The organism is Pedobacter sp. UBA5917 (assembly GCF_002432345.1).
In the GTDB taxonomy this organism is placed as follows: domain Bacteria; phylum Bacteroidota; class Bacteroidia; order Sphingobacteriales; family Sphingobacteriaceae; genus Pedobacter.
The window spans coordinates 15,240-27,575 of the sequence record NZ_DJDT01000355.1; the positions used below are offsets into that span (position 1 = coordinate 15,240).

Sequence of the window (12,336 nt, forward strand, 5' to 3'; positions counted from 1 at the left end):
GATCAATAATTTAAAAACGCTCGCAAACCAACAACTAATCAATTCACACCTTAAACCAGACTGAATGTATGAACTTTTACACTCAAAGTAATCAATCCAACACCCCAAAGGCTGCGGGCGGTATTACAAACTATTTTAACCAACCAATTATTAGGACTATGAAACTTTTTATTATTCTAATGACGGTTTTATGCGTACAGGTAAGTGCTTCGGCATTTTCACAGAACATCAGCATAAACCAAAAAAACGTGCCACTTGTACGTGTTTTAAAAGAAATTAAACGCCAAAGTGGATATTTCTTCCTGTACGATGCCGATCTGATCGAAAAGCAATCAAAACCGGTAACCATCGACCTCAAAAATGCTGAAATTAAGGATGTATTAACACAGGTACTGAAATCGCAGCCTTTTAGCTGGGAAATCAAGGAAAATACCATTTTAATTATGCCGGTTGCCAAAAACAACAATGCAAAAGCCATTGATGTAAGCGGAAAAATCGTTGATGAAAGCGGTAATCCTATGCCAGGTGCTTCAGTAAAAATCAAGGGGCAGTCCGCCATTTCAGTTACCGATAACAATGGAAATTTTGTTATCAGAAATGTGGATGAAAATGCCACTTTAGTTATTTCTTATATTGGTTATACTGATAGAGAAGTAGCCGCCAAAAGCCAGTTGGGAACACTAAAGCTCAGCTTATCAGCTGGTACTTTAAATGATGTGGTGGTAACAGGTTATACCAGTTATAAAAAATCACAATCTGCAGCAGCAAGCTCTTTGGTTACTTCCGATAAAATTAATCAGGTTCCGGGTTTAACATTAGATCAGATCCTGCAGGGCCGTGTACCGGGCATGAGTGTTATCTCAACATCGGGCCAGCCGGGTACAAGTGCATCAGTGGTTATTAGAGGGATCGGCACAATTAATGGTGTTAGAGGTCCGCTGATTATATTGGATGGTGTACCTATCGAAGCAAATTACTTTCAAACGATCAATCCAGACGATATTGAGTCGGCAACGGTATTAAAAGATGCCTCAGCTACTGCCCTTTATGGTTCGAGAGGTGCAAATGGGGTAATTGTTTATACCTCTAAAAAAGGTAAAGCCGGTAATGTAGCGGTTAGCTATAATTCGCAATATGGTTTTTCTAATTTAAGCAGACCGAACTTTGTGATGATGAATACAGATCAGCGTTTACAGTTTGAAGAAGAAATTGGCTTAACAGGGGTGAGTATTGGTCCAGGGTGGACATACTCCCCAAAAAACCCAGCCTATGCAGCCGGAACAGCCGCATCGCGTAGCCGTGCCGATTTTATTTTGGATAGTTTAAGACAAATTAATACCGATTGGAGAGATATTTTTTTCAGAAAGGGTAAGTTTCAGGAACAGCAGGTTAGCATCAGCGGCGGTAATGAAAAACTGCGTTTTTACAACTCGTTAAATTATTACAGTCAGGAAGGCGTTGCCGTAAACACAGGCCTTAACCGTTATGCACTCAGGAGCAATTTAGATTTTAATGATAATAAGTTCAGTGGAAGTGTTAATGTATCGTTAGGTTATTCTCAGTCTACATTTATAGATGGCGAAGGCGCTACTACGGCAGGTACACCAATGTCTGCAGTGTATTATGCATTACCTTATGAGAAACCATATGCTTCTGATGGTACTTTGGTGCATCCGGGAATTAGTAGTTTGCCTAAATACAATATTTTAGATCAGCGCGAAGGTACCCTTGCATTAGAGCGTTTGCTGAATTCGAGCAATAAAACCGATCAGTTTAAAGCCATAGTAGGCGGTTCATTTGCTTACCAGATTTTACCATCATTAAAAGCAACAACCAGATTTGGCGTAGATTACCGGAATTCTTCGGATGAGAACTATGTTAATCCAAATTCTTATTACGGATCGAGATCTGTTGCAAATACATTGGGCGGCAAAGGCCGTTTGGATGAGATCAGCCGTAGAAATTTCGGTATCGTATCTACAAGTGGTTTAACCTTTGCTAAAACATTTGATGGTAAACACGATGTAGAATTCTCTGCATTATACGAATACATCTACAACGATTATAAATCTTTTGGTTACAGAGGATTTGGGATTGACGACCGTTTGCCAGAAACACCGGCAGGTATCACGGTAAGCACCGTTTTTTTACCTTCGCTTTCAGGAAGTAAAACCCGTAATGCGATGGCCTCATTTATGGGGGTTGGCCGTTATACTTACGATCGTAAATATACCTTAACCGGAAGCTACCGTTACGACGGTTCTACAACTGTAGTCGAAAAAAACAGATGGCACGGTTTCTATTCAGTAGGCGCCAACTGGAATGCCAAGCAGGAAGATTTTCTTAAAAACTTAGCCGTTATTTCTGATCTGAGCATTAGGGCAAGTTACGGAACTACAGCAAGTACATTTGGTGGTAACTTCGATTACCAGGAAGCCTATGGTAACACTAGTTATGGCGGTAATATCGGGATCCGGGCAACTGCTGCCGGTAATATAGATTACGACTGGGAATACGTAAGTACATTTAATGCTGGTTTCGACCTGAGTTTGTTTAAAAGCAGCAGATTACGATTAACTGCCGATTTTTATAATAAAATTACCAGTAACATGTTCATCAATCAACCTCCTTCGGCAGTTGCAGGTTATTCTATCCTGCCATTAAGCTCAGGTAAAATGAGAAACCGGGGTATTGAATTTGATATCAGTGGCGATGTAATTAAAACCAAAGATTTTACATGGACATTGGGAGCAAATGCAGGTTACAATAAAAACATGATCTTAAGGGTAAGTGATGTAACCGATAATTTCCCGGATGGAGATTCGAGAATTATAAAAGTTGGATTGCCTTATGGAACTTACTTTGCTCCAGACTGGGCTGGCGTAAATCCACAAACAGGAGAGGCCCAATATTATAACCTTGATGGCAGTATTACCACATTGTACAATGCAAATACACAAAGTACAACAAATTCTGGAAGCATGTACCCAACATTTACCGGCGGATTTAATACCTCGTTAAGTTATAAAGGCATTACCGCTTCTGCTTTATTTTCTTTTGTGAGCAATGTAATGCGCTGGAACAATGAAGATTTCTACAACGAAAACAGAACCTACCGCACCAGTAACCAATCGGTAAGAATGTTGTATAACCGTTGGCAGAATCCGGGCGATACCGGAGATGATGCCATTCTGCAAAGATTTGATATCCCAAGGAATTTCACATCTAAAGATATTCAGGATGCTTCTTATTTAAGGTTGAGGAATGTAACCATTGGTTATACTTTGCCTAAATCTATTTTAGAAAAAACCAAAATTATCAAAGGTGTAAAAATATTTGTTCAGGGCCAGAATCTTTTCACCTGGACGAGCTGGAGAGGTTTAGATCCCGAAAATAATGATGTTTTTGGGCGTTTTCAGTATCCAAATACCAGAACTTATACTGCAGGAATTAATGTTAACTTTTAATAAATCAGTTATGATTAACAAAATATATACAAAATGCACTGTTTTATTGGCAGTTGTATTATTGGCCGCATCTTGTACCAAACTAGATTTTAAGCCAACAGATTTGATTTTGCCAGAACAGGCATTCAGAAATATTAACGATATTAATTTAGGTGTAATTGGTGCTTATGCCCCGATTGATTATTCTACGCTAAGTTATAGCTCAATCGTTTCGGATGAGGCGATTTATCCACAGGAAAATACAGTAGGCAATAGCGATGCATTTAGGTGGTTGTATAATGGTTCTAACGGCTCTGTTACAGGCTTGTATTATACTAATTATACGGCTATAGATCGGGTAAACAGGGTTTTGGAAGCAATGGATAAGTTAACTTTTACGGGAACAGATATTGCCCTGGCCGATCGCTATAAAGGTGAGTTACTGGCTTTACGCGCTTATTTGCATTTCGAATTATTAAGAGCTTATGCTGCTTCCTATCAAACGGCTGCACTGGGTATTACTTATATGGAAAAGTCGGCCATTATTTATCCCGCCAGAGAAACTTTTGGTGCTGTAATTGCAAAAGCAAAAACAGATTTAATTGCGGCTAAAGCATTAATTCCGGCAACTTTTACGGATAAAACCAGGATTACTAAAACAGCAGTTTCGGCAATTCAGGCCCGTGTTGCGTTGTACGAAAAAAACTGGGCCGATGCCATTACCTATTCAACAGAGGTAATAAATGCTTTGCCATTGGCTACAAAAGCTCAGTTTCCTGGTATCTGGACAGATGCAAATGATGCTGAGGTGGTTTGGAAATTAAAACGTGTAACAGGCGATTCGAGGACCGGCGATTTCTTTTTTAGACAATCGGGCAGCTATGTTTTATATGCGCCTTCGTTTAAACTGATTGCAACTTTTGATCAGGTAAACGATATCAGGTTTGTGCCTTACATCAAATTTGATAATACGCGTACCGGCACAAAATCAAAGTATCTGGTAAATAAATACATTGGTGGAACCTCGTCTGCCCCAGGTTTGGCAGATGTGAAACAGTTTAGAACCGGCGAAATGTATCTGATAAGGGCCGAAGCCAGGGCAGAAACAACAGGAGATGCTGCTGGTGATATCAATACCCTGCGTGCAGCAAGGATTAATGGCTACGTTAACGCAACCTTTGCAGATAAAGCAGCTTTAATTACGGCCATTTATGATGAAAGATATAAAGAGCTTGCATTCGAAGGCCATCGTTTCTTTGATTTAAAACGGAGAAATATAACCATCGAAAGAACTCCGGCAGACGTAGCAGCTACCGGCAGTGCACTTACCTTGTCGCCAAATCAGGCACAATACGCTTTACCTATCCCTGCAACAGAAATATCAGTTAATAAAAATGTTGTTCAAAATCCTAATTATTAGGAAACTTTTGGTGGGGAAGACATTTCTTTTCCACCCATTTAAAATATTTGATATGAAACAGTTATTTCTTGCCGTTTTGCTGATGATCTGTATCTCATCCGTTGGTTGCAGTAAATCTGATGGTTTGGCCCCGGTTAAGCCGTCACCTTCCGGTGGAGGTACATCAACGCCAAACCGGCCGGGTTCTATCGGCATTATTGGCGATACCTCGAATGTTACCAAAACCGTTAACGGCGGTATGGTTTTAATGGGCGGCGGTACCGATGTAGATGCAGCCTTTAAATGGATGATCGAAAGGAGCGGAGGTGGTGATGTGGTGGTACTGCGTGCAACCGGAACCGACGCTTATAATTCCTATATCAACGGTTTGGGTAATGTTAACTCGGTCGAAACCCTGTTAATTAATTCCAGAGAGCTGGCCAATGATGATGGCGTTGCCTACATTATCCGCAATGCAGAAATGGTTTTTATTGCCGGAGGAGATCAGTCCGATTACATGAAATATTGGAAAGGTACCAAAACCGAACAGGCTTTAAATTATCTGTTGAATGATAAAAAAGCTCCTGTTGGCGGTACCAGTGCGGGCTGTGCCATTTTAGGCGGTTTTTATTACAGTGGCGAAACCGGCGGCGTAACCTCTGCACAGGCATTGGCAAATCCCTTTGATAACAACGTAACTTTATACAACAACGACTTTTTAAAAGTACCCTATCTGCAGAATATAATTACCGATCAGCATTATTTAACACGCGACCGTGAAGGAAGATCGGTAGTATTTTTGGGCAGGATTAATAAAGACTGGAAAACAGCAGCAAAATGCATCGCATCCGATGAAAGAACAGCTGTTTGTATTGATAAAGACGGAAAAGCGAAGGTTTTTGGCGATTATTCGGTAACAAGACCATATAGTTACGCTTATTTTATTGTTTCGGACGCTGCAAAACAGCCAGAACAGTTCGAAGCCAATAAAAAAGTAAACTGGAACGATGGGCAGCAGGCTATTTCGGTTTATGAAATTCCTGCCTCGGTTAATGGTGGCGGAAACTTTAATGTTACTAACTTTAAAGCAGATGAAGCCACTGGCGGAAAATGGTACTGGTGGTGGATCGATAACGGTGTTTTAAATAAAAAAGATCAATAGAAAATAATATGAAAGCATTAAAATTGATAATGGTACTGCTTATTTCGGTACTTACTTTAAATGTTGCTGCACAGCAGAAAAAATATGTAATGGTGATCCACGGTGGTGCAGGTACCATATTGAAAAAAAATATGACGCCAGAGAAAGAAGCCGCTTATGTAGCCGCTTTAACCAAGGCTTTACAGGCAGGTTATGCAGAAATTAAAGCAGGCAAATCGAGCCTCGACGCGGTTGAGGCAACCATCCATGTTTTAGAAAACGATCCGCATTTTAATGCCGGTAAAGGTGCTGTTTTTACACACGATGGCAGAAATGAACTGGATGCGGCCATTATGGACGGAAAAACCTTGATGGCAGGTGCTGTTGCGGGCGTTACTACTGTTAAAAACCCGATTTCTGCAGCAAGGGCAGTAATGGAAAAATCGGAACATGTAATGATGGTTGGGGCAGGTGCCGATCTGTTTGCAAAAGATGCCGGACTGGAAATCGTGGATCCAAAATATTTCTGGACAAAAGAACGCTGGGACGGTTTGCAGGAAGCCATTAAAGAAGATTCAACCAAAGCGGTTTTAGATCATGGCAGTAAAAAATCAGGATTACTGGGCATCAAAAACCACGATTATAAATTTGGTACGGTTGGTTGTGTGGCGCTGGATAAAGCGGGCAATCTGGCCGCAGGCACATCAACAGGAGGTATGACGAACAAAAAATATGGCAGGGTGGGCGATTCGCCGATCATCGGATCGGGCACTTACTGTAATAACGAAACTGCTGGAATTTCGTGTACCGGCTGGGGCGAATTTTATATCCGCAATGTAGTAGCCAAAACCATTTCTGATTTGATGGAATATAAAGGAATTTCCGTAACCGAAGCTTCGAAAATCGTATTGGACAAAGTAGGCAAAATGGGCGGCGACGGTGGTTTGATCGCTTTAGATAAAAAAGGCAATGTGGCTATGCCATTCAATACCGAAGGCATGTACCGTGGCACCATAACCGCAGATGGAAAAATTGAGGTTAACATTTATAAATAATGAAGAAACTATTTTTTATGCTATGGCTTGTCTGCTCTTCCTTATTAGCAGGCGCACAGGGAAATGCGAAAGGTAACCTGTTTATTATTGGTGGTGGCGACCGATCGGATGCTTTGATGAAAGAAATGTTGAATACCGCCTCACTGAAAACCAGTGATTATATTATTGTGCTGCCAATGGCTAGCGAGGTACCTGATGTTGGTTTCGGAACCCTTTCTGCACAATTAAAAAAACTGGATAACAGAACAATCAGGAATTTTAACTTTAGCAAACATGATGTAAACGATAAAAAATGGATCGATTCCCTTACTGGGGCAAAACTGATCTATATTTTAGGTGGCGACCAGAACCGTTTTATGAAATCGGTACTCAATACTCCGGTTTATACTGCTATCCATAAGGCCTATCAAAATGGAGCTACCATTGCCGGAACAAGCGCTGGTGCTGCGGTAATGAGTAAATATATGATTACCGGCAAACAGCTTTTGGATACCGTTTATAAAGAAACCTTTAACAAACTGTGGGATAAAAACATCGAATTCGCCGAAGGAATGGGGTTGCTGGAGAATACCATTATCGATCAGCACTTTTTAAAACGCAACAGGTACAACCGGTTAATTTCTGCTTTGGCTGCCCATCCCGATCTGGTTTGTGTAGGTATTGACGAAAGTACCGCAATTATTGTACATGGCAATAAAGCTACTGTGGCCGGCGAAAGTCAGGTAATCCGTTTGGCAAATCCAAAAGATCTTAAAAAAGCCGATAAAGGCCTGTTGAAATTTAAACAGGCAGATTTCGGGATTTTTACCGCAGGTGATGTAATTGATATTAAACCTTAATATAACCTCCTAATTTCAGTTCGATTGTAAAGGTTTATGGCAGGAATTTTTCGCTCATATCCGTCACCCTGAATTTATTTCAGGGTCTATCTAGCATGAAAGATGCTGAAATAAATTCAGCATGACGAATCGATCTAAGTAGGCCATCCTAACATATTGTTTTCATCAAATATTAAAGACTCAATTTAAATATTACCTCTTAAGTTGATTGAAGACGTGTTTTGAGCAATCGGAACACGTTTTTTATTTAAAAAATTACCCTATCTTTCATTTTTCCTAAGCATAAATGAAAAAGATTTTTTCCAATTTAACATTTCAGGTTCTAGTTGCCATCACCATAGGTATTATTGTTGGTGCATATTTTCCGGGTTTTGCACCAACTGCCAAAATGATCAGTCAGGGTTTTATCAACCTCATCAGCATGTTAATTGCACCGATCATATTCTTTACTATTGTTTTGGGCATCGCACATATGGGCGACATGAAAAAAGTAGGCAGAGTAGGAGGAAAGGCCTTATTGTACTTCGAAATTGTGAGTACAGTTGCCATTGCAATCGGTTTGCTGGTGGCGAATATTTTAAAACCCGGTACCGGAATGGTTGCTAAAACTGGTGATGCTACAAAAATTGCCGGTTATGCCGAACAGGCCAAGGATATGAACTGGGGCGAGTTTTTTCTACACATTATCCCGCACAATGTTATAGCTGCTTTTGCAGAAGGAAATATCCTCCAGATTCTGCTCTTTGCCATTCTTTTTGGTTATGGCCTGAATAAACTCGGCGGCGATGGAACCAGTGTTTTAAATGCCTTCGATAAAATATCGAAAGTGCTTTTTAAAATCATGAAGGTAATTATGCGTTTGGCACCTATAGGGGCATTTGGTGGGATGGCGTTCAGTATCGGTACACACGGATTGCAAAGTATTGTAGGCATGGCTAAATTGATGGGATCGGTATATTTAACCTGTATTCTCTTCATTTTTATTGTGCTGAATGGGATCTGCAGGTATTATAAATTTAGCTTATGGGCTTATCTTAAATATATCCGTCAGGAAATTCTGATTGTATTGGGTACCTCTTCTTCCGAATCGGCTTTGCCCAGCATGATGCAGAAAATGGAAGCCTTTGGTTGCGATAAATCGGTTGTGGGTTTGGTAATCCCAACGGGTTATTCCTTCAACCTCGATGGTACTGCAATTTACCTCGCCATGTCTGTCATATTTCTTTGTCAGGTTTTTAATGTCGATTTATCCCTCGGGCAGCAGATTACGGTTTTAGGGGTACTTATGGTAACCTCAAAAGGTGCCGCAGGTGTAACTGGGAGTGGTTTTATCGTTTTGGTATCTACTTTAACCGCTTTAAAAATTATGCCAATAGAGCATATTTCGATATTAATAGGAGTTGATCGTTTTATGAGCGAAGCAAGGGCCATTACCAATGTAATCGGCAACGGTATCGCCACAATCGTAATTGCCAAAAGCGAAAAGCAGTTTGATGAAGAGAAGTACTTGAAAGCTATTCAGGAAGGAAAAGAATAGTTAGTTTGGAGTTTAGAGTTTTCAATCCCAATCGTCACCCTGTCCCGAAACTTCGGGATCAGGGTCTTAATAACCAGAAAGATGCTGAAATAAATTCAGCATGACGAACACCCCAATAACCTTCACACCTTCAGCCTTTTTTCCGTATCTTTGCAGCAGAAACATGCACACAGCTTGTTTAATTAATCCATAGCACAGTGGCTCAAGAAGAACAAAATAACCGCAAAGAAAAGAGCGAGTTACACCCACGCAACAAACACCGTTCGCGTTACAATTTCAAACAACTTACCGCAACTTCAAAAGAATTAAAACGTTTCGTATTCAAAAACGAGCATAACGACGATTCTATCGATTTTGCAGATCAAAATGCCGTAAAAGCACTTAACAGGGCTTTACTGAAATATTTTTACGATATCCAGCAATGGGATATCCCTCAGGATTTTCTTTGTCCGCCCATTCCTGGCAGAGCAGATTATATCCACTATGTTGCCGATTTACTGGGATCGAGCAATAAAGGTAAAAATCCAAAAGGAGCCAAAATCAATGTACTCGATATCGGTGTTGGTGCCAACTGTATTTACCCCATCATCGGTCACCAGGAGTACGGCTGGAACTTTGTAGGTTCTGAAATAGATCCACTTTCAGTTGAGTCGGCACAACGCATCATCGAAGCCAATAAACCATTACAGGGCGCAATAGAAATCCGTCAGCAATCTTCAAAAATGGGGATTTTTAGGGGTATTGTAGGCAGAACAGAACGTTTTGACGCCGTAGTTTGTAATCCGCCGTTCCACTCTTCGTTAAAAGAAGCAGAGCAGGGTACCCGTCAGAAATGGCGTAACCTCGGTGGAAACGAAAAAGAAGTAAAACACGTACTAAACTTTGGAGGTAACAAGGCCGAACTTTGGTGCCCGGGAGGCGAACGTGCTTTCGTAGAACAGATGATTATCCAGAGTGCACAGATTAAAAATCAGGTATTATGGTTCAGTTCGCTGGTTTCAAAAAGCGCAAACCTAAAAAGTATTTATAACGCTTTAGTTAAAGCAAATGCTTTCGAAGTACGTACGGTTGTAATGAGCCAGGGACAAAAAATAAGCCGCTTCGTAGCCTGGACTTTCCTTGATGAAAGAGCACAAGACGAATGGGTAAAAGGGTGGAAATAAGTCTTGAGCCTGTAGTCGTGAGTCTTTAGTCTACGGCTCTCCAGATACCGTCATTTCGAGTAATAAATTATTGCCTAAAAACCAATATTATTGACAGAGACGTTAGCGTAAATAAGCCCTAAAAATTACCGTCATTTCGAGCGGAGTGTAACGAAGTTGAGAAATCTATCTAGAGATAGATTTCTCCATTCCACTACGTTTCTTCCGATAGCTATTGGAACGAGATGACGGTTTTTTTATATAACGATGTCATTGGAATTTGGACATTTGCAATTTGATCATTGCAATTTGAACATTGGTCATTAGAATTTTTCGTTAATTCTTCCCATAAACAATCATAATAACCAGATCGTTATCCGCATTCGGCGTTATGCCATGCGAACTGCCGGGCCGCGTTAAAATTGCATCACCGGGTTTAACTGCAAATGTTTTTCCATTTATTTGCATGGTTCCGTTTCCACTGATGACATAGTAAATTTCATCCTCTTTTTGCAGATGATAACCGATTGATGAGCCCGGTTTCAAAACTCTTTTCCTAAAGGCTGTTTTCAGGTTTTTAGCATTGGCAAAAAAGTTGAAACCGGTCGTTTTACCTCCGCCATTGTGTGTTCCAGCTTCCTCTTTAGCTACCTCGGTATCATTTTCAATAATGTATTTGCTGGTATCGGCACTTTGGGCATTGGCCTTAACAGAAATAAAAGTACTTGCAATAATGGCTACTATTAATGTGGATTTTCTCATCTTGTTATAATTTAACTTTTTGCTCTGGTCTTTAGTCTTTCAGCTTTGGCCTTTCCGTTTTGGCCTTTCCACACTAAAGTAACGAATCCTTACATTTTCCTGAAAAAACCGACTAAATAATCTGGTTTTAGATTTGAATTCCAGTTCAATAATATTAGCTTTGCACAAAAAAAATATTGATACATGAGCGTTTTAGTAAATAAAGATTCTAAGGTTATCGTTCAGGGTTTTACCGGAAACGAAGGAACTTACCACGCTGAGCAGATGCTGGCCTATGGTACAAACGTAGTAGGTGGTGTAACGCCTGGCAAAGGTGGGCAATTGCATTTAGAAAAGCCTGTTTTTAACACTGTTAAAGATGCTGTTGATCAAACAGGTGCAAATGTATCTATCATTTTTGTGCCGCCTGCTTTTGCTGCTGATGCAATTATGGAAGCTGCCGAAGGTGGTATTAAAGTTATTGTTTGTATTACCGAAGGTATCCCTACAAAGGATATGATCCAGGTTAAAGAATATATTGCAGACCGCGATGTTACACTTATCGGCCCTAACTGCCCTGGTGTAATTACTGCTGATGAAGCTAAAATTGGTATCATGCCAGGTTTTATCTTCAAAAAAGGTCATGTAGGTGTGGTTTCTAAATCAGGAACTTTAACTTACGAAGCTGTTGATCAGGTGGTTAAAGCCGGCTTGGGTATCACTACTGCTATCGGTATCGGTGGCGACCCGATTATCGGAACACCAACTGTAGAAGCTGTTAAATTATTAATGAACGACCCTGAAACCCACGGTATCATCATGATCGGTGAAATTGGTGGTGGGATGGAAGCTGAAGCAGCACGTTGGATCAAAGAACACGGTACTAAACCTGTTGTTGGTTTCATCGCTGGTCAAACTGCGCCTCCGGGACGTAGAATGGGCCATGCTGGTGCTATTGTTGGCGGTGCTGATGATACTGCTGCTGCTAAAATGAAAATCATGCGCGAGTGTGGTATCCGTGTAGTAGAAAGTCCTG

General features: G+C 40.6%; 9 protein-coding genes. 8 read left to right on the forward strand and 1 reads right to left on the reverse strand.

Annotated features, from left to right (window positions below):
* Window positions 1-158: 158 nt before the first annotated feature.
* The 7 genes from B2V92_RS24810 to rlmF all read left to right on the forward strand — a co-directional run bounded on the left by B2V92_RS24810 (window position 159) and on the right by rlmF (window position 10,580).
* Complete coding sequence (locus B2V92_RS24810) at window positions 159-3,467, forward strand: SusC/RagA family TonB-linked outer membrane protein (RefSeq protein ID WP_293313166.1); 3,309 nt, start codon at window positions 159-161, stop codon at window positions 3,465-3,467.
* 10 nt (window positions 3,468-3,477) lie between these two features.
* Window positions 3,478-4,866, forward strand: a complete 1,389-nt coding sequence (locus tag B2V92_RS24815) for a RagB/SusD family nutrient uptake outer membrane protein (RefSeq protein WP_293313168.1) — start codon at window positions 3,478-3,480, stop codon at window positions 4,864-4,866.
* A gap of 52 nt (window positions 4,867-4,918) precedes the next feature.
* The gene (locus B2V92_RS24820) at window positions 4,919-6,007 is read left to right on the forward strand and encodes a cyanophycinase (RefSeq protein ID WP_293313170.1); all 1,089 of its coding nucleotides are present in this window, start codon (window positions 4,919-4,921) and stop codon (window positions 6,005-6,007) included.
* Window positions 6,008-6,015: 8 nt separating this feature from the next.
* Window positions 6,016-7,041 (forward strand): isoaspartyl peptidase/L-asparaginase family protein, encoded by a 1,026-nt coding sequence (locus B2V92_RS24825; protein ID WP_293313172.1) that lies wholly within the window; start codon window positions 6,016-6,018, stop codon window positions 7,039-7,041.
* Window positions 7,041-7,880, forward strand: a complete 840-nt coding sequence (locus B2V92_RS24830; RefSeq protein WP_293313174.1) for a cyanophycinase — start codon at window positions 7,041-7,043, stop codon at window positions 7,878-7,880. The genes B2V92_RS24825 and B2V92_RS24830 overlap by 1 nt, the downstream gene beginning before the upstream one ends.
* 286 nt (window positions 7,881-8,166) lie before the next feature.
* The gene (gene dctA, locus B2V92_RS24835) at window positions 8,167-9,417 is read left to right on the forward strand and encodes a C4-dicarboxylate transporter DctA (protein ID WP_293313176.1); all 1,251 of its coding nucleotides are present in this window, start codon (window positions 8,167-8,169) and stop codon (window positions 9,415-9,417) included.
* A 197-nt stretch (window positions 9,418-9,614) separates the two neighbouring features.
* Window positions 9,615-10,580: a 23S rRNA (adenine(1618)-N(6))-methyltransferase RlmF gene (rlmF, locus tag B2V92_RS24840; RefSeq protein ID WP_293313178.1), complete on the forward strand. Its 966-nt coding sequence runs from the start codon at window positions 9,615-9,617 to the stop codon at window positions 10,578-10,580.
* Window positions 10,581-10,895: 315 nt separating this feature from the next.
* Here rlmF and B2V92_RS24845 read toward each other — a convergent pair whose 3' ends face one another.
* Window positions 10,896-11,321: a cupin domain-containing protein gene (locus tag B2V92_RS24845; protein ID WP_293313179.1), complete on the reverse strand. Its 426-nt coding sequence runs from the start codon at window positions 11,319-11,321 to the stop codon at window positions 10,896-10,898.
* A gap of 183 nt (window positions 11,322-11,504) precedes the next feature.
* Here B2V92_RS24845 and sucD point away from each other — a divergent pair.
* Window positions 11,505-12,336, forward strand: an 832-nt coding sequence (gene sucD, locus B2V92_RS24850) for a succinate--CoA ligase subunit alpha (protein ID WP_293313181.1), incomplete at its 3' end; no start/stop codon positions are given.

Bases quoted from the DNA above. Each gene is read 5' to 3' on its own strand.
- B2V92_RS24810 (WP_293313166.1), top strand. From the start codon at position 159: ATGAAACTTTTTATTATTCTAATGACGGTTTTATGCGTACAGGTAAGT.
- B2V92_RS24825 (WP_293313172.1), top strand. From the start codon at position 6,016: ATGAAAGCATTAAAATTGATAATGGTACTGCTTATTTCGGTACTTACT.
- B2V92_RS24815 (WP_293313168.1), top strand. From the start codon at position 3,478: ATGATTAACAAAATATATACAAAATGCACTGTTTTATTGGCAGTTGTA.
- B2V92_RS24820 (WP_293313170.1), top strand. From the start codon at position 4,919: ATGAAACAGTTATTTCTTGCCGTTTTGCTGATGATCTGTATCTCATCC.
- dctA (WP_293313176.1), top strand. From the start codon at position 8,167: ATGAAAAAGATTTTTTCCAATTTAACATTTCAGGTTCTAGTTGCCATC.
- B2V92_RS24830 (WP_293313174.1), top strand. From the start codon at position 7,041: ATGAAGAAACTATTTTTTATGCTATGGCTTGTCTGCTCTTCCTTATTA.
- B2V92_RS24845 (WP_293313179.1), bottom strand. From the start codon at position 11,321: ATGAGAAAATCCACATTAATAGTAGCCATTATTGCAAGTACTTTTATT.